This is a genomic window from Candidatus Chloroploca sp. Khr17, assembly GCF_004138165.1.
In the GTDB taxonomy this organism is placed as follows: Bacteria; Chloroflexota; Chloroflexia; order Chloroflexales; family Chloroflexaceae; genus Chloroploca.
On record NZ_RYFF01000012.1, the window covers coordinates 1 to 24,864 of the forward strand.

Annotated in this window: 23 protein-coding genes and 1 pseudogene; 1 reads left to right on the forward strand and 23 read right to left on the reverse strand. The window is 58.9% G+C overall.

All coding sequences use genetic code 11. The annotated features are described in order from the left end of the window. Positions 1-278, forward strand: a pseudogene (locus tag EKD05_RS26295) (hypothetical protein); the annotation flags it as partial. Here EKD05_RS26295 and EKD05_RS09325 read toward each other — a convergent pair. The 23 genes from EKD05_RS09325 to EKD05_RS09435 all read right to left on the reverse strand — a co-directional run bounded on the left by EKD05_RS09325 (position 250) and on the right by EKD05_RS09435 (position 24,736). Continuing rightward, the gene (locus EKD05_RS09325; protein ID WP_165360660.1) at positions 250-1,218 is read right to left on the reverse strand and encodes a CaiB/BaiF CoA-transferase family protein; all 969 of its coding nucleotides are present in this window, start codon (positions 1,216-1,218) and stop codon (positions 250-252) included. The pseudogene EKD05_RS26295 and the gene EKD05_RS09325 overlap by 29 nt on opposite strands. Before the next feature lie 239 nt (positions 1,219-1,457). Beyond that, a complete protein-coding gene (locus tag EKD05_RS09330; protein ID WP_129672171.1) occupies positions 1,458-2,972 on the reverse strand; it encodes a protein O-mannosyl-transferase family in 1,515 nt (504 codons plus the stop codon). After that, the gene (locus EKD05_RS09335; protein WP_205703907.1) at positions 2,972-3,748 is read right to left on the reverse strand and encodes a class F sortase; all 777 of its coding nucleotides are present in this window, start codon (positions 3,746-3,748) and stop codon (positions 2,972-2,974) included. Before EKD05_RS09335 ends, EKD05_RS09330 begins: the two co-directional genes overlap by 1 nt. Next, positions 3,748-4,572 (reverse strand): hypothetical protein, encoded by an 825-nt coding sequence (locus EKD05_RS09340; RefSeq protein WP_129672172.1) that lies wholly within the window; start codon positions 4,570-4,572, stop codon positions 3,748-3,750. The genes EKD05_RS09335 and EKD05_RS09340 overlap by 1 nt, the downstream gene beginning before the upstream one ends. Positions 4,573-4,953: 381 nt before the next feature. Further along, on the reverse strand, positions 4,954-5,199 hold the full coding sequence (locus EKD05_RS09345) for a hypothetical protein (protein ID WP_129672173.1): 246 nt from the start codon (positions 5,197-5,199) through the stop codon (positions 4,954-4,956). A 159-nt stretch (positions 5,200-5,358) separates the two neighbouring features. Then, complete coding sequence (locus EKD05_RS09350) at positions 5,359-6,312, reverse strand: CPBP family intramembrane glutamic endopeptidase (RefSeq protein ID WP_129672174.1); 954 nt, start codon at positions 6,310-6,312, stop codon at positions 5,359-5,361. Then, entirely contained in the window at positions 6,309-6,506 is a 198-nt protein-coding gene (locus EKD05_RS09355) for a hypothetical protein (protein WP_129672175.1), read from the reverse strand. The genes EKD05_RS09350 and EKD05_RS09355 overlap by 4 nt, the downstream gene beginning before the upstream one ends. Positions 6,507-6,692: 186 nt before the next feature. Continuing rightward, entirely contained in the window at positions 6,693-7,616 is a 924-nt protein-coding gene (locus EKD05_RS09360) for a DUF1616 domain-containing protein (RefSeq protein ID WP_240695713.1), read from the reverse strand. Between the two features lie 21 nt (positions 7,617-7,637). Then, a complete protein-coding gene (locus EKD05_RS09365; protein WP_129672177.1) occupies positions 7,638-8,216 on the reverse strand; it encodes a transposase in 579 nt (192 codons plus the stop codon). Positions 8,217-8,224: 8 nt separating this feature from the next. Next, complete coding sequence (locus tag EKD05_RS09370) at positions 8,225-8,665, reverse strand: winged helix-turn-helix domain-containing protein (protein WP_129672178.1); 441 nt, start codon at positions 8,663-8,665, stop codon at positions 8,225-8,227. A gap of 126 nt (positions 8,666-8,791) precedes the next feature. Beyond that, entirely contained in the window at positions 8,792-9,880 is a 1,089-nt protein-coding gene (locus EKD05_RS09375) for a glycosyltransferase family 1 protein (RefSeq protein WP_165360661.1), read from the reverse strand. An 8-nt stretch (positions 9,881-9,888) separates the two neighbouring features. After that, a complete protein-coding gene (locus tag EKD05_RS09380) occupies positions 9,889-11,484 on the reverse strand; it encodes a hypothetical protein (protein WP_129672180.1) in 1,596 nt (531 codons plus the stop codon). Next, a complete protein-coding gene (locus EKD05_RS09385; RefSeq protein WP_205703908.1) occupies positions 11,481-13,907 on the reverse strand; it encodes a hypothetical protein in 2,427 nt (808 codons plus the stop codon). The genes EKD05_RS09380 and EKD05_RS09385 overlap by 4 nt, the downstream gene beginning before the upstream one ends. Before the next feature lie 59 nt (positions 13,908-13,966). Then, on the reverse strand, positions 13,967-15,220 hold the full coding sequence (locus tag EKD05_RS09390) for a lipopolysaccharide biosynthesis protein (protein WP_129672182.1): 1,254 nt from the start codon (positions 15,218-15,220) through the stop codon (positions 13,967-13,969). A 53-nt stretch (positions 15,221-15,273) separates the two neighbouring features. Then, positions 15,274-16,425 (reverse strand): hypothetical protein, encoded by a 1,152-nt coding sequence (locus EKD05_RS09395; protein WP_129672183.1) that lies wholly within the window; start codon positions 16,423-16,425, stop codon positions 15,274-15,276. 115 nt (positions 16,426-16,540) lie between these two features. After that, positions 16,541-17,143, reverse strand: coding sequence for a hypothetical protein (locus EKD05_RS09400; RefSeq protein ID WP_129672184.1), 603 nt, complete (start codon positions 17,141-17,143; stop codon positions 16,541-16,543). After that, entirely contained in the window at positions 17,133-18,338 is a 1,206-nt protein-coding gene (locus EKD05_RS09405) for a glycosyltransferase family 2 protein (protein WP_129672185.1), read from the reverse strand. The genes EKD05_RS09400 and EKD05_RS09405 overlap by 11 nt, the downstream gene beginning before the upstream one ends. Further along, complete coding sequence (locus tag EKD05_RS09410) at positions 18,335-19,081, reverse strand: bifunctional 2-polyprenyl-6-hydroxyphenol methylase/3-demethylubiquinol 3-O-methyltransferase UbiG (RefSeq protein ID WP_129672186.1); 747 nt, start codon at positions 19,079-19,081, stop codon at positions 18,335-18,337. Before EKD05_RS09410 ends, EKD05_RS09405 begins: the two co-directional genes overlap by 4 nt. Before the next feature lie 226 nt (positions 19,082-19,307). Beyond that, positions 19,308-20,048: a glycosyltransferase gene (locus EKD05_RS09415; RefSeq protein ID WP_129672187.1), complete on the reverse strand. Its 741-nt coding sequence runs from the start codon at positions 20,046-20,048 to the stop codon at positions 19,308-19,310. 15 nt (positions 20,049-20,063) lie between these two features. Continuing rightward, positions 20,064-21,218 carry a glycosyltransferase gene (locus EKD05_RS09420; RefSeq protein WP_129672188.1) on the reverse strand — a complete coding sequence of 385 codons (1,155 nt, stop codon included), beginning with the start codon at positions 21,216-21,218 and terminating at the stop codon, positions 20,064-20,066. Positions 21,219-21,471: 253 nt separating this feature from the next. After that, positions 21,472-22,254: a class I SAM-dependent methyltransferase gene (locus EKD05_RS09425; RefSeq protein ID WP_129672189.1), complete on the reverse strand. Its 783-nt coding sequence runs from the start codon at positions 22,252-22,254 to the stop codon at positions 21,472-21,474. Positions 22,255-22,454: 200 nt separating this feature from the next. Further along, positions 22,455-23,609: a glycosyltransferase family 4 protein gene (locus tag EKD05_RS09430; protein ID WP_165360663.1), complete on the reverse strand. Its 1,155-nt coding sequence runs from the start codon at positions 23,607-23,609 to the stop codon at positions 22,455-22,457. Next, complete coding sequence (locus tag EKD05_RS09435) at positions 23,600-24,736, reverse strand: glycosyltransferase family 4 protein (RefSeq protein WP_129672191.1); 1,137 nt, start codon at positions 24,734-24,736, stop codon at positions 23,600-23,602. The genes EKD05_RS09430 and EKD05_RS09435 overlap by 10 nt, the downstream gene beginning before the upstream one ends. Between the last annotated feature and the right edge of the window lie 128 nt (positions 24,737-24,864).

Here is a 24,864-nt window from a genome sequence, read left to right on the forward strand (position 1 = left end):
GCGCCCCCGTACGGGCACGGCGCCGCCGTGCCTCCCCGCGCCCGATGCCCCGCCGACCGGCCGCCGGGCGCAGCAGCTATCAAACAGGCGTTCTCGCAAGAGATGCGCCAGGGGCTGCTGCGCCCCTACACCCCACACCGCGCCGCGCCCCGCCGCCCGTACGGGCACGGCTTGCCCGTGCCCGATCCCCAATCCCCAATCCCCAATCCCCAATCCCCAATCCCCAATCCCCAATCCCCGCCCGTGCCCCTACCCGCGAATCGGCAACCGCACGCTGATCTCCCCGGCGGCCTCGGCGGCTTCGGCAATGGTCAGCACCGGCGATACACAGGCGTCCAACGGCGCAAGGATGCCTTGCCATTCGGCGAGCGTGCGCTGCGCGACCACTGCCGCTACCTCGTGCGCTACGGCTTCCTGGTCGGCATCGAACTGGCGCGCAACGAGATCAGGGCGCTCCAATGCGCCACAGAAGCGCGCCCAGAAGTGCGGTTCCAGCGTCGCCGCCGCTAGATGCCGCCCGTCCGCTGTACGATACAGGCGGTAATAGGCCCGTTCGCCGGTTAACAGACGTGCCCCCGGGCGCTGACGCTCAACGCTGTACCAGAGCGCCATTAGCCAGCGCGATGCACCGGCCATCGATGCGTCGAGGATCGCGCCTTGACCATCCTTCGCCCGCGCCAATAATGCCGCCAGGATGCCCGTCGCCGCCGTCAACCCGCTCACCATATCGGTCAACGGCGCCCCCGGCATCGCCGGTTCGCCATTGGCAAGCGTCGCCCCAACCATCCCTGACAGCGCCTCGAAATCAAGATCATGTCCCGCTCGGCTGCGCTCTGGGCCGTGGCGCCCATACGCGCTCAGCGCACAATAGATCAACCGCGGATTCGCCACCCGTAGCGCCGTCTCGCCCAACCCCATTCGCTCCAACGCCCCCGGACGCAATCCGTCAACCAGGACATCCGCTTCCATCACCAACTCGCGCAACCGCGCCGCCCCCTCAGGCGCACGCAGATCAAGCTCAAGCTCCTCTTTGCCCCCATTAAAGAGCGCATACGTCGCGTCAAGCGGCGTCAACTCCTTCAACGGATCCCCCCCCGGACGCGACACCTTCGTCACCTGAGCCCCCATGCCCAACAAAATCTGCGTACACAGCGGCCCCGGAAAATAGGTCGCCACCTCAACAATCCGCACCCCCTCCAACGCACGCTCGATCGACATACTCGCTCCATCTGGTACAATGTGCTGGCAATCTACATGCTTGAGGGAAGGCATGGTTTTTTCAGCCAGGGCAAGCCCTCCCTGAAACCCTCTCTACCGCAACTTCTCCCTGGAAGCATGGAGGCCAGGATACCATACTCCAGGCAAAGGGTTGAGAAGAGCGCAAAGAGGCCGCCCTCACACAAAAAAGCCAGCAGAGCTGGCTTTTTTGTGTGAGGGCGGCCTTTTGTGTGCTTTTTTCAGGGCTTAGGTGGGCAATGGAGCAACGGGGATTGGGCCGGTCTTGTCCAACAGACTGGTCGGTCGGGGTTGTGCGCAATCAGGGCTGCATCCCAACCTGAGGGTAGATTTACGGGGAGCTGTAGCGTTGGATAGTAGGCGCGTAGGTTAGCCTGGTACCACACGTAGGGGAGCAGTGGTTTGGCAACGAGAATGAGGTCAGGCCGTTCGCCTAACCCCAGGTGATAGTACCAGAGCGCGAAGCTGTCGCGATCATTGCTGGTCATGATGATGGCCCCGGTCGGTGCTTGCGTCAGGACTGCGGTGATGAAATGATGCGCTTCTGCGTCACGATTGGCTGCACGTATGAAGAGACTTGACGGGTAGGCCTGTGTTACCAGGATGAGGCTTAGCAGGAGTACCGCTATGCCTATTTTGAGCGGTTGTCCAGTCAGTTGATCGATGATCCATGCGATGCCTTGGCCAAGCCCGATTGCGAGCATGAGATAAACGGGAAGCATGTAGATCGATGCATCGGTGCTGCCATAGCCAACTGCGAAAACAGAGATGCTTAGCGCTACGAGTAGCATCGCTTTGCGTACCATGCCGGCTTGCATAGGTACACCAAGCAAGCCCCATAGCCCGAGAACCAGGCCCGGTGTGCCAAACTGTGCGATCAATGTCTGCGCCCAGACCTGTGCGCGTTCGAGCAACTCAAGCGGGGCAACCTGAAAGGCAAAGTGGTGGTAGATCTGTCCACTCACTAACCAGAGCAAGCCTTCGATGCTCTGAGGATCACCCCAACTGGCCGGGCTGGCTCCGGCGCGTAGCGGCAGGATCAGGTAGACCAGCAGGCCAAGGCTGATCCAGAGCACGAGCGCACCCATGCGCCGGAGCCATTGCTCTGTACGCCAGGTCCAACCTGCGATCACCAGCATTGCTACGACGACGGCCCCTACCGTAAGATGATTGCCCAGGGCTAAACCGGCACTTAGCCCCGCCAGCCGTTCGTTCCAACTCCACGAGGCGGTTGCCCCGCGTTGCACCAGCCAGATTGTCCAGCCCCAGAGCACGACGCAGAAGAGCATGTGCAGGCTGTAGATCTCGACAATGATCGCCTGAGACCAGAAAAGGGGTGTAAAGCCGAGCCACAGGGCGGCAAGCATGCCGGCGATCAATGATGCATGCCAGCGTCTGTGCATAGGGCTTAGTTGGATGGTTATGACCACGATCCCGAGCGCAGCGAAGATCGCACACGCTGCAGAAAAGATGGCCTGGCGTAGGGCCATTGAACCCAATGGTATACGGAGAAAGGTTTCGACGAGCAGCAGGTAGGTCGGATACCCTGGCGGGTGCGGTATGCCTCCGGTGGCTACCGCAGTCAACAGATCGCCACTGTCGCTTCCCTGGTGCGCCCAGGTTACCCCCGGTACCAGCGTCATTCCATACGCAAGGCTCAGCACGACCGCCACACTCAAAAGGGCAACGAACCGCCACCAGCGCTCAACCTCGCCGCTCTGCCCTTGCCAAGCCACTACGGTGCCGGCTCTGCAATCGTAATCAGGCGATGACTCATATCAACCTCGCCTTGATCAAGCACCATATCTCCAATGCACGAGATCAGGGTCAGTCGCTCGCGTCCCTTGGGCAACATATACTCGATCTGGTCGGGTGTTACCTGGATCTGGTGAGTAACCCGGTAAGCCCGGCGTTCACCACCGGCACTATACACCTCGATCGGTGCGCCGAGATGCAGTTCGTGGATACGGGCAAAGGGTGCCGGTATCGCAGGAGCGTTGCGAAAACGCAAGACATGACCCCAAAGCACAATATTATCACCTTCACCCGGTCGCGCACTCAAATTGTACCAGGCAACATTATGCGGGGGGACAATCGGGTAGCGCTGCGCATCCAGGCCAACCCCTACGACCGCTTCATCGAGACCGATCGCTGCGATGACCAGGCGGCCTGGTTCACGGTTGCCCACCGGGCGCACCAGGCCTGGCCTTGCGGCAGCGGTTGGCGCAGGCAATAACGGCTGATCGTTGACGGCAATGCTTGATGCACTGATCGATGGTAGCGGCGCTGGCGACGGTGAAGGTGTCACCCCTCGTGTGGGGGTGCTCGCCGTCGCCGTCGCCGTTGTCGCGTCGCGCATTGCCGCAGCTGTTAACCTGGGCGTGGCTGTCGCCCTGGGCGCGGCTGTTGGCGTAGGTACGAGTGCCTGCCCCGGTGGTTCCGCCGCCACGGTACAACCTGCCAGCGCCAGACACAGCAGGCTTACCCAGATGCTGACAGCATACCTGTTCATTATGCTCGTCCACGCTTTCGCACAAGCGTCCCGCCAAGCCACAGTACGGCAATAACAGCCAGCAGCACCTCGAGGCGGAACATATCGACAGCACCGGTCGAGGGCAACGCAGCAGGAAGGGGCACCACCGCCGGAACCATCGTCAGGGCAAAAAACGAGAGATGGGTTACGTTTGCACAGATCTGATTTCCGATCACTGCTGAGGTCAAAACCTCCCATACACTTGTTAGACTATCAAACTGGCGCATGGTGATATTCTCGATGCCACCAGCAGCAGTAACTTGTTCGGGTGGCGGTGTAATGCAAAGCACGACCGGTGGGTTGAAGTTTGGCCGTTCGATCGGGTTGCCATTGGGATCAAGCAACTGAATGCGAATGATGTCATTAATATTAATCTCATTCACTGGCAACGTTGGTGCGATGCTTGCATCCACCGGCTCGATCACGAGCCGATTTGCCAGAACCGGGTTGCCATTGCGGTCAGTCACATTTTGCAGCGCTGCCGCTGGCATACTAAAACTGAGCTCGGGTGGTGTCGCGCCCGGTGCAGCGGGAGGCAACGTCGCCAACACCGTTGTTCCATTGTTCAGATCGACCGGCACATTAAGTGGGGCCGTCTCGGTCACGACGGTTGGTGTTGGCGGTAATGGCGGTGCTCCTGGTGGCACAGGACTCGTTGGCGGTGTATCTCCCGGAAGGCTGCTCTGGGCATAGGCACGGCCTCCGCCCCACCCACTAGCAAACCCAAAGGCCACGATGAGCATACTCATCATCACAAGGGGCATCAACGATGGGCGAACTGCGTAACGTCTAGAGATTTTCATCAGAGCCACCTTTCCTTGCAAACAGTTTTGTCCTGTAAAACAACACACCGCAATGAGACCTCACGAGGCTTCGGCTTCGGGCATCCCATGCGCCCACCCAGGTCAGGCCCCACACCCGTCGCCAGGTCATGCCCGCACAGGCGGGCATCCAGCAAGCCATGGGAGTGCAACCCTTTGACGGAGAGGGCAGGGCGGGCGGGACACAAGGCAAATTAAATACGCCTGCCCTCACGATGGCAGACGTATAAAACCACACATATGCACGTTAACGCAATACCTTGCACATACGCTCACGCCAAGGATTAGCGCACCTCCGCTAAAAACTTTGCGCCTTCGCGCCTTTGCGTCAAAAAAACCGCCTTCTTAGCAAGGTCTTGCGCGTTAACGTAGAACTTCGAGAACCCGCAGAAGCATTGAGGTAATAAAGACAACACTCAACGGCATAATTGCGACATTGAGGGCTTTGCTCAAGCGTTGGGCGCGGATGCCGGTGAAGCCACCGATGATCTCTTTCTGGATCAAGAGCACGAGCAGGGTCAGGATAACGATCAGGGTGAGCGAGGCAACTGCCACAGAGGTGATTGTTGTAACCGTGGTGACAGTCGTGGTTGTAACCGTTGTAATCATAATTACGTGCAACTCCTTGAGCAGCGAAACCTGCTACCCTGACGACTAGCTCAGATCCACCTATCTTTTGATAGAGGATTCCTGCATTACTATTGTACCACAATGCTCTTGCCTAATACAATACCCTGTGGTAGATAATCGCTAACTTTGCTCGTCACTCTATTCACTCGCAAGCATGCTCTGCTCTTGCGCTGCATGCTGCTTTGATGGTGCGTCTGGCATTTGAGCCTGACGCGGCCCAAGCCAGACGGCCAGGGCAATCGCGATGGTGCCGATGACCGTGCCTCCCAGAATCACCGCCCAGACGATGCTTGTGAATTGCGTGGCATCGCTGTTGCTGACGTGCGGCAGTAGCAAGAACAGGGTGATATTTGTTGTGCCGTGGGCGAGTGTTACGCCAAGGATGGAGCCGGTGCGCAGCACGATGAACCCAAAGATCAACCCGACGGCCAGCACAAAGAGAAAGTCGGTGAATGAGAGATACCCGATGTGCAGGATGGCAAAGAGAAGGGCTACATAGACGATGGCTTTGTTGCCCAGGGCGCGCAAGGCGCTATGTTGCAGCAACCCACGAAACCAGAGTTCTTCGGCAAAACCAGTGAAGATCAAGAGGCTCAGTGAGGCCAGGATGAAGGGCACCCACGCGAACTGCTCGATGAGCGGCACTGGCTGCAAGATCATAAATTCGAGCGCGCCTAGTCCAAAGCCAAACCCGGCCATCGCTAGCTCCAGCGGTAGCCGTCCCGGGGTCAGACCCAGGCGAGGTGCTGAGACTCCGCCCTGCCGGATAACCACGATGGTTGCCATAAACAGTGGCAGGGCAACCGCAGGATACCAGGCTACCTGGGGGAGGCGGGTGAGCGGCAGGGTGAGCGAGAGCAGCCGGATCAGTGGGGCGAGCATGAGCCCCAGCGCGAGCCGACGTTGATGCGCGTTGGTGCCAAAGGCTCCATGCATGATCAGGACGAAGAGCAGGGCGGCATGCAACGCAAGCCCAAGCATGGAACTGACCGCCGCTGTGAGAAATTCGGCCCCTGCGATCAGCACCAAGTAGAGCCAGAAGATGCGCTGCGGGGTGGCAACAAAACGTCGAAGCGTGAGCGCTGCGGTCATGGCTGGCCTCGTACATCTAGCCAGAGCCGCAATTGGCGGTACGGCTCTGGATCTTCATGGGTAAAGAGCAGGATATCAATCGCTTGATCATTGCCAGCTGTAGGCACTGCAAACGTGATGGCTTCGGTCCAGGTCATGCCATCAGCGAGTTCGAATGGGCCAACGCTTGCCAGGCTCGCCTCGCTGCTTTGCACCTCGATCTAGATCAGTAGGGCCATCAGCGCCAGAATGGCGATTAGCGTTATCGTCGCCGCCGCAATCGTGGTAACGGTGGTAGCGGTAGTGGTAGTGGTGGTGACCGTCGTAACCAGAAAGATACGTTCTCCTTCTCAACACCCATGGCTCGTTATTATACACCACTAGACCGATGTTCTGTCATTTCATTGCTCGGTCCCGTTCAACCACAACCGCAATTGGCGGTAGGGCTCCACTTCCTCCGCCTCGTCGCCGGTGAAGAGGTAGAACTCGACGGTCTGGTCGTCGCCGGCCCAGGGCATTGCCCAGGTCAAACGCTGCTCGTGCGTCGCGCCGTCGGCCAGCTCGAACGGCCCGGCCTCGCCCAGCAACTCGCGCCGATCGGCTTCCCACGGGTCGACCGCCCAGACCTCGACGCGATAGCTGCGCGGCGCGGCTTCGCGGTTGGTGATGCCCATGGTCACCCAGAGCTCCTCACCGACCGCCCCTGCCCGCGGATAGTCCTCAGCCATGCCCGCGGCACCCAGGATGTAGAACTCGGTCAGATGCTCGGCAGGATCGGGCAGGGTCAGGGTCACGTAGGTCGCCGTACCCAGACCGATCAGCGTCAGAGCCAGTGCGGCATAGCCCAGGCGCAGGCGCGGCGGCAACTCGTGCCACCAGGCGCGTGGGCGCGGCGCAGGCGGCACGAAGGCATCGGCCCCGAGACGCCTGCGCCGCACGAGAGCTACCCCGGCAAAAAGCAGGATCGTTGCCGCGAGCGAGATCGCGATCGGCCAGGGCCGAATACCCCAGGGCAGCCGGTCGAGCAGCAACGCCAGCAGCGAGATCAGCGCCACACTGAGCCCGCTGCTCAGCCCGATCCGGGCGATCCCGTCGAGATCCGCGCGCCCGCTGAAGAGCGCCGCCTGCAGCGCGTAGCCCGGCGCCAGCAGCACCGCTACCAGACCCATCGGCACCCGCAACGGCCAGAGCCAGGCCGGCATCAGTAGCAGTAGGGGAATGGCGAGGGCGAAGATGCCGAGCAGCAGCAGGTCGTAGCCCCGGTCAAGCGCGGTGATGCGCGGGGAGCTGAGTATGGGTTGTTCGAGCGGCTGGTCGAGTTTCATGTCGTTCACGGTATAGCAGTCCTAGATCATTTGTAAACGACCATAGCGCTGACGGTTGGGAAAGTCAAAGATGTGGCGTTCCAAGCCCTGCTCAAAGGCGTCGATGACGTCCTGAAACTTCGTAGCGACGAGGCGAAGCTTCTGGATGGCAGCTTTGCCTTGGCGCCAAACTTCTTCGATTGGGTTCTGGGTCGGGTCATGGGGAGCAACATTGATGCAGGTGATCGGCCAATCCTCAGGTGGAAGGTCACCGTTCACCTTGGCGAGAAAGTGCTCCATCTCCTTCCCCTTCTGCCAGCGCGCATGATCCCAGCAGATCGTGCGTTTGGCGTCCGGAGAGCGCAGGCGCAGCTCGACCAGGAAATCGGTGGTCTTGTCCGTCTGGGCCACCGGATACGACATCAGGTGCATCGCGCCAGTCAGGGCGTCGAGGGCTCCAGAAAAGGGTTGGCGTGCCTGCGTGTTGACGACGTCGAGCGTCGCGCGCTCGTTGCGCTTGGCCCATGCATACCCACACACGTCCCCCCAATGGAGGAAGCATTCGTCCACAAAGAGGAGCACCCGCTCCTCCCGTTCGATCGCGTCCTGATGCTCCGTCACCTACGCGGTCAGTTCGGCATGTTTCGCGGCGACCTGGGCGTCGTTTTTTTGGTATTGCTCGCCTGCACCTTCTTCCAGTTCAGGCCGGCGGCGTGGAGGAGTGCATCATAGCTTTGATCCGATTGATAGACGACGCCATATTGGTCGTGGAGATGCGCACGCAACCGTGCGACATCGCACGGGGTCTGCGCGGCAATCCAGATCAGCACCTCCGTCCGTTGCGTCGCCGTCAGAGAGCTTTCCGAGCCACGGTAGCCGATGCGCAAGCCGTCGGTTCCCAACGCGTGGGAGATCTTCTTCCATGTGCTGATACATGCTTTCGAGACGGGAAGCACCTCCCGGATGGTCGCAGAGGGTGTACCCTGGAGCGCCAACTGCACCGCGATGGCGCGTCGATACTCGCGTACGTCGGTGGTCGTTTGGAGAAATGCGTGCAGGTCGGTCTCCATCGGTCATCCTCCCAGCGTAGGCACGGTACTTCCGGGAGATGATACCACAAAATCGCCGTCTGGTTTACAAACCATCTAGGGTTGCTATATTTTGTGCATGGTGTTGATTTCAGAATACATAATTGGCTATCTGCTGTTCAACGCCTGTCGATACACCTCCAGCGTCTCGCGCGCAGTACGCTCCCAGGTGAACTGGGCAGCCCGAGCGAGGCCCTTTGCTCGCAGATCGGTACGGAGGGTGGCATCGGTCAGGGCGCGCTCCATTGCTCTGGCTAGGGCCGTTACATCGTAGGGGTCGACGGTGAGTGCGGCGTCGCCGACGACCTCGGGCAGCGAGGAGACATTGGAGGTGACTACGGGCGTACCGCAGGCCATGGCCTCGAGGGGCGGCAGGCCGAAGCCCTCGTAGAGCGAGGGGAAAACAAAGAGGTCGGCGCCGCTGTAGAGCGCAGGGAGATCCTCTTCGGCGACGTATCCTGTGACATGAATGTTGGGCTCCAGGCCCAGCCGCCTCACCGTGGCGCTCAGCGGACTTTGGCGCAGCTTGCGCGCCCCGACCACCACGAGCGTCCATTGTCGCGACCAGGTGCGAAGCCTGGCGTACGCCTCGAACAGGCGGGTCAGGTTCTTGCGCACCTCGAGCGATCCTACAAAGAGCAGGTATGGTGCCCTGATCCCGAGCCGCGCAAGTGTCTGCTCCACAATGGTCCGGCTGACCGGACGGTAGTGCGGTGCGGCGGCCATGGGTATGATCTTCACCCGTTCGGGTTTTAGGGCGAGGTAGCGGATCAGATCTGAGCGTGACTGCTGGCTATCTGTGATAATCGTGTCGAGTCTGCGGGCAACCAGGGGCAGCCAGAGGCGGTAGATCAGCCAGTCGAGGCGCGTGCTCGTGTCCGGGTAGACGAAGGGGATGACATCGTGGATAGTTGCGACCCGCCTCGCACTGGTGAGACCCAGCGGTGCCGACCCGGTCGGGTCGTGGACAAGGTCGAGGTCGTGGCGATGTGCAGCAAGGGCGATCTGGACCTGCCCCAGGGTCATCAGCGCTGGGAGCAGCCTGGAGCCGCGCAGAACGAGCGTAGCAGGATCGGCGCTGTGTCCGCCGGCTTGTAGGGTGATGAGCGACACGCCGGCATCGCGCAGGGCCGCGCTCAACTCGAGGGTATAGCGCCCAATCCCTCCCGGCGCCCTGTCGAGCCCGTAGCTGATCATCCCGATCTTCATGGCTGGTATGGCGTCTGCGGCCGCAGATGGTAGATCTGGGCCTGGCCGTTGTCGTAGGTGATCAGGCTGTCGGCCTCGATCGGGATGATATCGCCGGTGCGCTCGCTCCGCCACCGCGTAACGTCGCTGATCAGAAAGTCACGCACAATGTTCGTTTCCAAATTAGGGATGATGTTCAGCTGAATATCGCTCGCGCCATTACCCACACGCACTGCGGCGAAGATCCGCTCGTCGAACTCTGTCCATAGTGTTCGGTAGATCAGATGTTCCTCCGACCAGGCAACCGCTTGAAGCTCGCCGGGCACGTAGAACAGCCACTTGTTGCTCACCATAGGCTCGTTGGTGGCTTTCAGCACCGACATGATAGTGAGAAAGCCAAAGACCAGGGCAAGGCCGGCATTTGCCAGGCGACCTATTCGCAGGTTGGTTGGGCGCCAATCGATGATAGCCCGGGCTGCGATGGGCGCTGCTAGCATGGCGAACGAGGGAAAGATACGATGCTGTAGGTTTGCCGCGAGGGCGCCGCTGATGTCGATGCCGACACTCAGGGCACCTTGAAAGGCGAACGCCCCGTAGAAGGCCCAGAGCAGCAGTTCGTGGGTGGTCGCCGGACCCTTGCCGCGAAGCAGCCACTGGAAGCTCTGTCCCATCCAGAGCAGCGCGGTGCTGCCGAGCAATAGCCAATTGGCCAGGCTGACCAGCATGTAGACAGCGGGGTTGATCCAGAGGTTGCCCATAATCGTGTAAGGGTTCGTACGCTCAGCCTCCACATTTAGCAGCATCGACAACACCCGTTCCCATATCGACTCCATCATCAGGAGGCTGTGATGAGCGGGTGTATAGGCATAAAAGATGAACAGAAAGGCCAGGACGAGCAGGGTCGCCACGACGTAGCCCAGCCGCGTGAGCGTGGGCTTTGACAGCCGCGCTGTCACTTGTTCCCGGCGGCTCACCATCCAGATCAGCACCAGGGCTAGGCCAATGGCCACCGTGAACGAGGTAGCCATTAGGTTATTAGAAGTGATTATAGCGTAGCCCATCAGGTAGAATGTGATCACCAGGGCAGTGAAGCGGGCAGGGTGGTGGGGTATGCGGAGACTGCGGAACAGGAGGAATAGGCACAGCAGCATCATTCCCCGGGTAAACTTCTCGTGGGTGCCGCGCAGCACGGCGAAGAGCAACTCGGGCTGGATGATCAGGATGGCTGTCGCCAGGGTCGCGCCACGCGTCGAGCCGGTTATCTCGCGGTAGGCCAGCCAGGCCGGTATCACCAGCCAGACCACTAGCAGCGGGGCGGCGTAGATCTGCACGTCCGACAGGTTGATCCTGCAGAGGTGCATTAAGAAGACGACCAGCGAGGGGTAGTTGTAGCCACTGCCGTAGACGAAGCGGTCGTCCGGGGCGATACGCCCGGTGTCGGCCACTGAGCGGATCGCGCGGGTGAAGGTCGATGTATCGCCCTCGCCCCAGTGGCCTCCGTAGCGCAGCAATGTGTAGAGGCCGATCAGCCCGGCCGCTACAAGAAGTATGGCTAACTGGGCACGCGCAGACATGATAGAGTCGTGCTCCTGATCGTTCAGTAGAGCACTCATGAGTCTTGCCTTCTAGCTGTTGCGCTGCTCGTCAGAAAGACGCCTAGCCCGATCAGCAGGGCGAGTACCGGCAGCAACAGCAAGACCGATCCGCGGTGGCCTAGCCCTGTCGAGGCCTCGAAGATCGCCGGGATGTTATACCATTGCGACTCGACCACCCGCAGCGTCACTTTCTGCTCGGCGAGCATGCGCCCCTCGGTGTTCAGAACCTGGATCCGCATCTCCCACGTGCCCGCCTCCCGGGGCCACCACGTCATAAGGGTATCGACCGGCTCGCCGGCGAGCAGGGCCAGCGACCCTTCCGCAATCTCAATGGGGGCGACGCCATTGCGGCTAATCTCGGCGACGACTTTCAGTTCGCGGGCATCCTCGCTGCCCAGGTTCGAGGCCCACACCTGGAGCACCGCTGGCTCGAAAAGGGAAAAATCTGTGGGGGGGATCGCCACCGTCAACTCCACCTCAGGCGGAGTCAGTGGCACCACGCTGAAGCTCCCGTCGTAGGTGACGACGTAGCTTCCGGGGGCGAGGTCTTCAAGGGTCAGTTGCTCGGCGCCCTCTAGGCGGAAGCCAGGCTGGAGCTCAAGCACGAAGCGAAATCCCTCCGGCTGCGAGCGGAAATCGCGCAGGTTAGCGCCGACGATCCTGCTGGGTGACCCGCCGAGGCTATCTAGCATGGCCGCAAAATCGTCCGGCTCGAAGCTGCCAAGGTGGGCGTTCACTTGCTTACCGAAAGCCAACCACCCCTGGTGGTCACGAGGTGGTACTAGCTCGACCAAAGCTCGCTCGGTAGTCACTGGCGCGAGTGTGACGATATTGTTCTCCGCGAGCACCAGATAGTCTCGGCCGTCGTTCAGTTGACGCACGAGTTCACCGTCGACCATCAGGCGCCACTCGTCAAAATACTTGTCGCCGTCCAGGTTGGCGTAATGGATCGTGCTACGCCCGTCGATGTTCCACATCCCACGGTCGCCGTACAGTAGGTGCGGCCTACGGTCTACGGCGCTGACATACAGGCGAACCTGTCCATTCAGGTCGAGTTGGTACTCGCCACGAAAGCCTGGCTCGATACGACGCAAGTCTTCGCCCCTGTACGTCTCAAGATCAATCTCCGGCATCGGCAGATCCGAGCGTCCCGTGAAATATTGCTCCATTAACCAGACCGGAGCATCCCACGTATAGATGCCTTCACCTGACACGCCGCCGTTCTCCGAGGTTACGAAGATGGCCACACCCCAGTCATGCCGAAGCACCCAGCCGGGGAGTTCATCGTAATCGACAAGCCTCATTTCGAGGTCGTCGACAGTAACCGTCGTGGTGACCTCGTTGTGACCAAGTAGGGCGAGTTTGTAATCCCAGCGACCATCATTTTTTTGATCCCACGAGTAGCGAACAAAATTGATCGGGCGGTTGTAATTGCCCCTGAGAAATACCGGACTGAATGCCCAGAAATAGCCCAGGCGTACCGAAAGCTCGGGAGCGTGATCGTTATCGTCAGCCAGGTCATACCAGGCAAAGGGAGCCTCGAAGTCGGGATAGCTATACTCGTCCTGCTTGACTTCCTCGAACGAGTAAACGAACCACTGCCCGTCGTTTCCGCGCGAGCGTACGAATTCCCCAACTGTAGTGATAGTCCCGCTTTCCCAGTTGACTTGGATCGGAGGGTCGCTGCTCGGCAGAGGCGAAGCGGTAAGATAGTAGGTTTCACCACCTAGGAACGGCCATGGGAGCACTGGTGCCAGAGGTGGCTCATTATCTTTTTCATTCACCATGAGGAAGGTGCGCGGCAGGGTGAACGGTGGCAGTTGGGGGGGGTGTTGCACGGTGCGCCAATCATAATCGGGACGACCGTCGTTGTTTTCGTCACGGATGCGAATAATGAAATCAATGAAACCATCGGTGGCGACACGATTCTTCAACGCCCAATGCACATCGAAGGCTGCTTCGACCAGTCCATCAACAGCGATGTCGAGATTAAAGTTGATCTTTCCATTGCGCGTCCACCAGCCGTCTGAGGCAATCATGCGTACCGTAGGTTGGAGTTGGTTCAGGAAGATGACTTGTGCCCCATCGATCTGATGCTCGAGTCGAGCAGGATCGCCCTGTGCGTCATATAGCTCAGCGATGAGCACGGTTTCTGGCTGTCTGAAGATGACGACGAGCTCTGTCGTGGCGTCATCGTTAACGTCGAAGATCCAGGTCGCCTCGTGCGTTCCAGCCAGCTCAGGCCAGCTGACATCTGATGCGCGGAGAGGGTCGCGGTCGATGATAGTAAGCCTGTCCTCCAGCGAGCCACGCCCAGTGAGATCGCAGGCTAGATCGAAACGGGCGGCACGCCCAGGTAGCGAGGCGCGCTCACGCAGTTCGCAAGGCAGAGGTTGCGCTGCAGCCTGAACCTGCTGGGCAGGCCCAATTCTCAGGCTCAACACTAGCGCAAGTACCAGTATGCTAACTCGCGAAAGTTTTATATCGTGGTACCAATGTCTCATAAATTTACTTTCACGTTGTGCGGCCGCATACTGCTCAAACGGCTGACGGTCATGGCCGCCCAAACGGCGGCGAGCATATGACCCACGAGCCAACTGGCAGCGATTCCATCTGCTCGCAACCACGGTACAAGAGTAATTGTGCTACCGAGAATAGCGAGGGCGATTGAGCCAGAGAAAAGGAGTAGATGTTTCAACTGCCTATGAACCCTGAGCATTACGAAGAAAACACTATTAATGCTAAACGGCACGACTGATATCAGTAACATGCGTAACAGTGACAATTGAACATATTCTTGTCCGAAGAAGCCGAGGATATGTTCGCCGACGAGCCACAGTACCAGGACGACAGGGGTAACAAGGGCGAGGATCAGGAGCATCGCATGACTCGCCCTTGCGCGCAGGCCGTTTGGATCCTGTGCAGCTTCCGTGAACAGGGCGAATGCAATCATGCGCGGTGCGATCAGCACAAAGTTGGCAATCGTCCAGCTGATGGCAAAGTGACCGGTCTCGGCGGCGGTCAGGGTGTTCACGGCCACCAGTGGCAGAATGTAGGCCGGAAGACCCCAAAACAAGTTGCCCACGTGATTTGACGACCCATATGTGGCGACCTGCCCGAGCACATCGCGGTCGAACCGCCCAAAGAAACGGTAGCCGGAAAACTGCCGAGGGAGCACGACCGCTCCTACAAACAGACCTACGGCGATGTTCGGCAGAAAGTAGGCAAGCATTAGGCCGTGCTGGGCGCCCAGTAGAGCGACGAGCGGCACAAGCAGAGCGACGGATGGAACATTACAGGCAAGGGTGCGCCAGAAGATATAGCGCGCCCGACCCTGTGAGAGCATCGCCACGTCCTGCAGCGCCAGGATGTGATTCAAGGTAGTAAAGGCTGCGTAGGACAGGATCAGCAGTGCGCTATCGCTAATGGGCGCCAGGCCGGGCGACCAGAAGCGCATGCCTAGCAGGAAGACTATTGTCGCGGTGCTAATCGTCATCCAGCCGGCCCTAACGATGCCATTGACGAGGGCAACGACGCGGTCGGGTTTGAGGCCCGCAAAATAGACCAGCGCCGTTCCCAGGCCCAGCTCGCAGAGCACGAGCAGCAGATTCGAGCTAGCGAGGGCTGCACTTGTCAGACCAACGTCCGCAGCCGTTGCCGAGCGCGCAGCGAGCATCCAGAAGAGGAAGCCGAAAAGCGCCGAGACCACCATGCCGCCGATAAGGTAGAATGACTTAATATAGAGAGGCGACACGATATGTTCTCGGAGAATATGTACACCTTGCCCAGGATGCCTGGCGAAGGTGGTTACAACTGATAGATACTTGGATAACACGTGCCCTTGCTCCAGAGGTAGATGCTCCTGCCTGTCATCACACTTGTCAGAGCGATTGTCTTGGCGCTCTCGAAATACTCGAAGCGTCTCCCCTGCCACACGCACTCGATCTGTGTCTCCTGGAAGGACTGATCGAGCGAAAGATCCGGGCCCGGCTCGATCAGCAGGGCCAGAGCCCGAAAGGCTTTGTCGCACCAACCCACGGCCGGCAGCACGTCACGAAACTCGGGCAAACCCTGGTAGGGCTGCCGTCCGCCACGTCGAGCCATGCCGTAGCCGAAGGGCAGGCCACCGGCCGGCTGCTGTGCCCTCAACAGCATGGCTGCTAACGCGCTCACATCAGCGTCGGCGGCCAGGCCGTAGCGACGGCCCCAGAAAGTCGCCCGCAGCATGTCGCCTGCACCGGCAACGATCAGCGGGTTGACGATTAGACTCCCATCCGGGTAGCGCCCGAAGTAGACGCCTTCGGCGGTGACCAGGCCGCGCAAAAAGCCAAGGGCTCGATGCACGGCATCGAGCAGTTCGTCCTGGCTCCCACGTTCGTACAGCCGCAGGAGGCCACAGATCGAGCGAGCTGTGTAGATCCCGATCGCCAGCCTGTGCCGTCCCGTCCCTATGTGAATCGTCGCACCGGCCCGTGGGCCGCTCCGCTCCTGAGCGCCAAGAATGACTCCCACCGCCGGCCCAAGATAAGGGCTCATGTCCTCGCCCGAAAGCTCTTCATAGAGCACGAGCGCCTCGATAGTGGTCGCATTTTTGTTCGGCACGAGGGCGGTGTTCCATGGCTGATCGAGAAAGCCCTTGCTGCTCCAAAGCTCGCCCAGTAGGTATGCTCTGATGTTGCTCCGGGCCGCCTCGAAGTAACCCGCCCAGCTCGGGTCGCCCTCGGCGCGCAGGACCCTGGCCAGCTCGAGCAGCCCAACGTCGGCCGCTGCCTCGTGAGGCGTGCCACCCTCCATCGGCCCTTGCTGGAAGGACGAGTTGCGGAACTTGCCGGACGGGAGCAGTGCCGCCACCAGGTCGTCCCCTGCGGCCCTCGCACGTGCGAGCCAGCGCTTCGCGCCCGTCGCGCCGTACAGCGAGAGGTAGCCACAAATTACGCCCTCGTAGCGCCAGTCGGCCATAGGGCCGCAGTAGAGCAGGCTAGACTCCCACCAGTGGCTGATTGGGCCGCCGTAGCCGCCCGGTCCGCGCATATGCTCGAGCCAGCCGCCAAGGCGAGCCAGGCTCAACCTGAGTTCAGGCTGTGCGATGCCCAGTGAATATGACAATGTAGCTGAACCTCCAAAGTGGGCCGGTGTCGATCAGCCGGCGCATCGTGCGGTCCTCCTGAGCGAAGTAGCGCGCCGAGTCGCGGCCCTCCAGCATTTTGGCGAGGGCCAGGCCGAGGATGAAGCGGGGCGAGTAAAGCCCGGCCAGGGGCTGCGTACAGTAGGCTGGCCTGAGAGCGGCCATGGTGGCGAAGATGCCGGGTCGCCGCTGGCGCGGGTAGAGCAGGCGTTTGTATGAGAGTCCGTTATAGCTGGCCGCTACGAGGAGCGGCTCGCCTGCGGGGCGGAGGCCCTCCTCAAGCGAGAAGGGGAACAGCGCCGCATCGGCCGGACTGCGCTGTGGGTCGCGCACCTCGGCAGCCACCTTCGGGATCTCGCCGAGCGCATCGCGGATTGTTGCGCTCTCTACCTCAAGAGTCAGCTGGCTGTGGCACAGAAAGCGCGCCGCAGATCGTGCCATCTCGACGCAGTGGGTCGCCAAGCGCACGCGGCGGGGTCGCGCGGCGTCGAGGTGGTGCAGCATCAGGCCTAGGGAGTAGCGAACCTCGTTGGAGTAAGGGTTAGCGACCATATGTGTCAGCCCCGTGTGTACGTGGCCCCTTGAAATGGGCGTGGTTGCGGGCCAGGGTGAGGCTAGCCGGCCCGATCGCCGCCAGGGTCAGGCAGAGTAGTAGTGGCGGAGCCCATGCAAGCCGTAAGAGGCGCCAGTCGCCGGTCAAGGCGGCGGCCTCGCCGGCCAGGGCCGCGCGGCGCAGTAAGAGCCAGGCGACGAAGAGAGCCCACAGGCGCGGCAAAGTTTTGCGCGCTGCTGGCGGCCCCCAAAGAGCCGCGCCGCAGGCCAGCAGGGTTAGTCCCAGACTGAACCAGCCAAGCACATAAATGTACAGGTTTGTCACGGCACGCAGCGGAGTCCCGAGGAACACGCTGCGTAGGCGGAACAGCGAGGCCAGGTGGGCCCGCCGCCAGCGTACCTCATTTCGCCAGTACTCGGCTAAAGTTGCGGGGCGCTCGGTGTAAACAATAGCCTCGGGACACACAGCCCGCGTGACGCCTCGCGCAGCAAGCCGTGCGTCAAGATCCCAATCGACGCCGACCAGCACCTCCTCAGGAAAACCGCCCAGTTCATCAATCACGCTGCGGGCGACCGCGATGCTTCCGCTACCCTGAAGTGTAACAGCACCGTGAATACCGCGGGCGACAAGTAGATCGAGTTGCTCAGTTTGCGACACCGCTGTGGACCGAAGTGGCACGGGGTGCCCGGTGCTGGCCATGACCTTATGCCCGATCGGCGCGACTAGTGCGTGGAGCCAGCCCGGCGCAACCTGGGAGTCGGCATCGAGCACAACTATCACTTCGCCGCAGGCGAGGGCCAGGCCCTGGTTGAGCGCGGCGTTCTTCCCCCGTGGCTGCTGCTCCAGCACCCGGCACTGCTTCAGGCTCCCGCCGAGCGCCAGTGCCTCGGCGTAGGTGCCGTCCGGGCCACCCGCCACGATGATAACCTCCCAGTCGGGGTAGTCGACCGCGCGCAGGCTGTGCACGCAGCGATCGAGGATGCCGCGCTCGCGCCATGCCGGCACCAGAACCGACACCGATGGCCAGCACTCGTGCGCCGGAGCGGGTAACACAGCACCTGCATTCCAGCGTGCGATCCTGCCCCGGCCTACCGCCGCGAGCCAGGTGGCCAAGATATGAACCCCTGCTAGCAGCACACCTGCCAGCTGCCATCGGTTACGGTTTGCTATCACTCTTGCTAAACCGATTGTCATCTGCGTAGCTTCACGACTAGCTCATCACAAAGGGTTGGATAGGCGGCATATACGGCATAATCGACCCATTGGCTCAGGTGGCCCACTATTCCCTGAGGCGCACTAGAGAGAATTTGTCCGCCCAGACATTCGACACGAAGCCCATATTTTTCAGGCAGTTCGCGCATCGCGCGTGGGGAAAAGATTCGAATATGACCTGACGGAACACCATCTAGAGCGTAGGGATTGCCCACTCGATAGTTCGTACTTACTTCCGTCATAAACGGCTGCCAGCCAAACAAGAGCACAATGCGATTTCGCCAAGACGCCAAATTTGGAGTCGTTAATACAGCATATCCCCCAGGCCTTAATAATCGACTGATTTCCTGTAGAAGATAATCTGGCGAAAAGAGATGTTCGATAACATCACCAACAAAAATAAAATCGAACGTGCGGTCGTTAAACGGAAGCGGTGTTGTGGCATTGAGATCGACATTAATTGCACTTATTCCGCGGGCCATCGCCTGCTGGAGTCGCTCGCGAAGAAAGTCGACGCCATACACTATTTCAGATCTAAGATAACCTGCGATCATGGCTGTTTTAGTTCCATCATAACAACCGATATCGAGAAAAGAATCGCTCTGCCCTGGCTCTAGGAGGGTAAGGAGGCTATGGACACGCCGTTTATCGCTGGTGCTAGAGTGGCGACTACTATCAGCGAATTCGTAGAAAGCAGCAATAGAGTTATTCTGACCGATGCTCATCGCATCCTCCTCGGCTTCAACTGTAGACCTAAAGGCAGCCTATCCGAATTGTTCGGTGCAAGAACCAATGATGGATATAAGAGGCCTTTTTGACTCTCAAGTACACACGAAATCTAACAGAAACCATGCGTCATTTGGGCTGTAATCGCCCAACTCGTAGCTTCCATGGATCTGTTGTTACCTGCAAAACAACTCGATGCGACGCTTTTCACTGTGAAGGAGTACTTCAAAGCAGGTGGATATCGCAGTTAGCATTCCCCTGTAGTAAGTCCTCATACTGTGCGGCAAGCCGCTTGATATCATAGGCCGCAATTTGCGATGGTCTCTTTCGGGGAAGCTTTAAGGCTTCCTTAATTCCTGTCGCAAAGGAGGCGGCATTCCCGGCGACACAAACGGTGTTGGAGAAATCCATACGACGAACCTCTTCGAGGCCTGTGCAGACAACGGGTATTCCTGAAGCCGAATACATGAGTAGGCGCATAGGGCTGCGTGCCTCGTCCATTGGGCTTCGCATATAGACGCACAACCCGGCATCAAACTGTGCAACCAGCTTTGGTGCCTCTGAGAACGGTACATATCCTACAAATCTCACATTCGAGATACTCTCTTTACGCACTATTTGCTGTGCCCTTGGCAGCGCTGAGCCACGCCCGGCAATGAGCACAGTCACCTCGCTGTCAGCCAATAACCTGGCTATCTGGAGCAAAATATCAATCTCCGCCGGATTATCGTAGTTCGCGAGGGTCCCCACAACTGGGCCCCGCACGCCTAGCCGCGCTCGCAATGCGGTACTCGTCGCCGGCGCGTACTGATCTAGTTCAATGCCATTGGGAATAAGCTGAATCGGGGCGCAGGTGCCGAGGGTCCTGGCCTTATCGACGAGAACCGATCTTGCCGCGACACTGGCAGAGATGTTTGGTATTGTACTAGTATAAGTATGGTGTGCAAACGCAGGAAAATACTTCATGCCAGTTCCTTGGCCTTACTCTTCACCCAGATTAAGGTGACAATACTCTCCTTGGAGAACCATTTCATACTTCATGGCGAGCTTATGTAAATCGTAGGCCTCAATCTCACGTGTTCGCTGGCGCGGAAGCATCAACGCCAGCTTGATACCGTCTATTAATGAGGCTGCATCCTCCTCCACAAGGACGACGTTCGGAAAGTTCATTCTGCGCACTTCTTCAAGATCAGTGCAGACAACAGGAATTCCTGCCGCAGAGTACATGAGAAGACGCATAGGGCTACTCACATTTGCGCCTTTGGTCTTACTGTAGGGGCATAGGCCGACATCGAATGATTGGATCACGGCTGGGGCTTGCTCTTGAGGAACATAACCGGTGAAGTGGAGATTCTTGAGTCCATATTGTTGTACGCGTTCTTTAGCCTTCTCCAATGCCTTGCCTCGACCAGCGATGACAAACGTGATGTGCTCACTTTGGAACGCTCGTGCTGCGCAAATAACCTTCTCTAGCTCAACAATTTTGTCATGATTACCAAGAACCCCAATGACTCTCTTGCCGTCCAACCTCTTTTGGGATTGATCTAACCCCCCTTCATTGCTGTCAAATAGAGGAAGACTGACCCCATTAGGAATATGCACGATTGGCCCCCGGGCGCCTTGCTGCCGAGCTCTGTCACCGAGTGCCTTACTAATGACAACGACACAATCGGCACGCCGTAAATATTCCTGCTCGGTCTGCTCAATTTCGTCTGCATACACTTTGTTTAAGCCATAGCTTCGCCAGTATCCGGGGTTGTCGTCGAACATATCAAAAACCAGTCTAGGTACATTGGGAGGTGGAAGAACAAAAGTTCCAACTACAGCATCAATTTTGTTCTTCAAAATGATGCGTTGTACATAACGTTGAAAGATCGCCGTATTAAAGCGCCGAAGTGCCCTAAAAAACAGCGCCGGTGACACGCGCGGGATGCCGTGGACTATTACATTTCCATCCCTCCTACAGCGATACGTAAAGTTGCGCAAATAACGCGCAGAGAAATAATCGTTGAGTGATGTAAAATCTGCGACCCAATCTGTAACATGGACGTCGTGGTTCTCTGACAGGGCTCGACAAAAGACTTGGGCGCGCTGAGGAATGTGCCACGCAGTGTGTGGAATCCAGAGAATTTTCATAGTGCTTGGCTCATCAGTAATCAATGTGCAAGACCGACCGCACGATACTCTGCTGGCTATACCTCAATTAAGCGGGTCGTGGTCAGAACCGTACCGTCGATTTTTCTGTGCTGCAGTTCACTATAGCACCAAACGAACACCAGTAGCAGTACGGTTCCGACTGCTACTGGTGTGCACCTGCTGTGGAATGTGCCATCCAGTGTGGGAGATCCACAAGATTCGCATTGAAAAATACTCTGTAGCGTGTTCTCTATTAAGCGATACGTGAAGCAGATTCGTTCAAGAAACTATCTGTCTGACCAGGACTGCCAGGACTGCCAGGACGATAGGCTCGTATGCCAATGCCGCCGGGTCGACCAAGCATAAAGACTCGGTCAAGATATGCAATGAGTGACAGAAGTATCCGCAGTGTTACACCTACGCCTCGGGCTCTTCCTATAACTGGCGGAACAAGGTTTAGAAGTTCACGTGCTATCGTTGAGAAGAAATAATAGAAGTAGTAACGTTCGACTTCTATTAGTCCGCTCTGCCAAAAAAGATCTGCGAATCGCTCAGGTGTATACTCACGCAAGTGATCATTGAAAGTAACCTTGCGGATATAGCTTGGGCGGTTATCTAACAATGTTGTTAGCACTGCGCTACCATTGGGATGTAGAGTCCTGGCAATTTCACGAATTACATTGGCATCATCAGGTATATGTTCAATGACGTCCACCGAAACGACTTGATCAAATATTTCATCACGAAATGGTAATTGTTCGCCTGATGCTACAATATAGTCAACATTGTGCCGACCCTGCATCTCAGTATATGTGCGATTCTGATATGTGCGATCATATCCGATATCAACAGCCACGACATGTTGTGATGCCAGTGCTAAATCGCTTGTCCAGGTGCCACCGCCACAGCCGATCTCAAGCAAGCGGGCGTTACCGGTGTTATTGCGTAGTACAAAGCGTGAGCGTGCAGCCCAATAAACGCTCATTGTGCGGTCAAGGAAGTGACGCAGGGTGAGCGTTATGCTTTTCACTGCCATAGCTGGTTCTCCTTTCCTTCCCAAAAGTAATTAGGATGGTATCACTGCTTTTGGTCGTGCTTGAGTGACAGTAGATTACACATTGGCAAGCATTGGCGACGGCTCGCGGTTACTCGAAAGCTTGTAGCTGAAGGTTCTACGTTAGGACTCGCTACTGCCCTGAGTGACCCCGAGAGTGGTACGGTTCTGACCACGACCAATTAGGCGACTAGTGCAGCCTGCTTCTGAAGCAGTGAGTCATATAGCGCGAGCAGCCGCTCGCCAACCTTGCGCCAGGTATAGTGCTCGACGATACGCTGCCAGCTGCGTCGGCCCATCGCCAGACGCAAGGCTTCATCGCGCACCAACAGCGCGAGCCGCCCGACTAGATCGGCGCAATCGCTGGGATCGACCAGAAAGCCCGTCTCGCCGTCCTTGACCAGCGTACGTACCCCTGGGATATTGCCCGCGAGCACTGGCTTACCCGTGGCCATCCCTTCGGCAATAGCCAGCCCGAACGACTCGGGCGGGCGCGACGGCATAACGACTATGTCGCAGGCCGCGTAGTAGGCTGGCAGCCGGTCATGCGGGATGCGACCGGCGAAGATCACCTGCCCGCCAATACCAAGGCTGCGGGCACAATCCGCGTAGGTTTCTCGCAGTTCGCCATCGCCGGCCACGAGCAGCCTGAGCGAGTTGTCGCTCAGGGTGGCCAGCGCCTCGAGTACTAGCAAGAGCCCCTTGCGCACGTGGGCCCGGTCGAGGTTGCTCACAAAGAGCAGCACTGTCGCGTCACGCGGGATCTGGTATTGCTCGCGCACTGCCATACCGTCGACCTCTGGGTGGAATCGCGCAGTGTCGACCCCGTTGCCAATCTCGACCACGTCACCATCGCGCTCGCGGAAGATCGTTGACCCAAAGTGTGTTGAAGCCGCGTGATCATGCGAAACTACCGCAATCTTTGCGGCGCTACGCAGGATAAGGGGTGCGTTGAGTCTGTTATAGCCAAAAAAGGCGGGCCGCCTGATGCCGCTCCCGATCAGGTCGTTGTGATAGGTTACGACGAGCGGCGTTCTGGTGGCGGCCGCCCGCGCTAGCACCAGTTCTGCCCCGAAGATGAATGGGTAGTGCAGATGGAAGATGTCGGTCTTGCCGGCTGTGAGCAGGCCGGGGGTCAGGACCGCCTTCTCGACCTTGAGCCAGCATGGCGCGAAGCGGTAGTAATTGAGCTGCCGGTCGCCGTCGGTCAAGTGCCACGCGGGCGCATAAACCGTCGTCTCGCAGCCGAGTGCGCGCAGAGCCTGCGCGTTGTAGAAACAGGCGGTGCCCGTCCCTTCCCTATATGGCGGGTGAGCGACGATATGGGTTACGTGCATGGCGCAATTAGTTCCTTGTATAGCGCTTCGTAGGACGAGACCATAGCCTGCCAGGTGAAGGCTTTGGGCGGAGTATCGTGGTCGAACTGCCCGCGGAAGGCGCGGACGACACCCTGGCATAGCGCCTCGGCGCTGCCGGGCTCAACTAGGATGTGGCGCCCCGAGACAACTTCGGGGATCGCGCCAGCACGGGTCGCAACGACGGGCACGCCAAGGGCGCACGCCTCCGCGGTGGTCAATCCAAAGCCCTCGGTGAGCGAGGGGATGACTACGCAGTTTGCATCAAGCAGGTAGCGAACCAACTGGGCTCGATCAGGCGCCGAGGGAATGAGATGGATGCTTGCTTGTGCGCGAGCCTGCTCGACCAGCCGGAGTATCCGCTCGTACTGCGCCCGCGGCTCCTGCGCGAGCACGAGCACGAGACGCGCCTGGGGGATTGCGGCCTGGATCGCCGGCGCGGCTCGCACTAAATAGTCCACACCTTTTGTGGCGCCGGGGCGCCCGAAGTAGACGTACACAAAGTCATTGTCTGCCGCCGCTACAAACTCGCGCAGTTTACCATCGGGGTTATGGCGCTCATAGAAGATCTTGTGGGTACCAGGATATATCACCCGGGTTCGCCTGGCGGCAACACCTGCCCGCAGCAGGTCGGTGTAGGTCGCGCGCGAGATGGCGACGTGGCGGTCGTAGGGGAAGGTACAGATCAGGTGCTCGACGCCGCGGAAGAACAGAGCCTTGAGCCTGTGGTGCTCAGCCAGATGCCAGCGCCTGCCCAGTACCTCGTAGCAGGTGAAGACGACGGGTCGGCCGGCAAGTTTTGTCGCCAGGTAGGCCGGAATCGCGATGTTGTTGGATGCCGTGTGCATTAGATCGTAGCTGCGCATCCTGCGGGCCACGGCGGGCACGCTCAGAAGTCCAAAGAAGTAGCGGTCGCCGAGTTTTGGAACAGAAACGCGTTCCACTTCAACACCGTTGATTCGCTCACTCTGCTGAGTTCCTGGAAGCCTAGTGGTAATGACCCGTACGCGATGGCCTCGATTGGCGAGGCCTTCAGTCAGATGCTGTACCACGTTTTCGGCACCACCAATGTAAGGATAATAGTAAGAGATCACAAAGAGAATTTTCATGTCGTTAATTCTGAATCTCCTTCCGCAATTGCACCACGATCAGGTATAGTGAACCCAAGAAACTGGCTCTGGCGCACGTTGCGTGATCGTAACTTGGCCGACCGCATTCTGATGCGGTGTGGTCACAG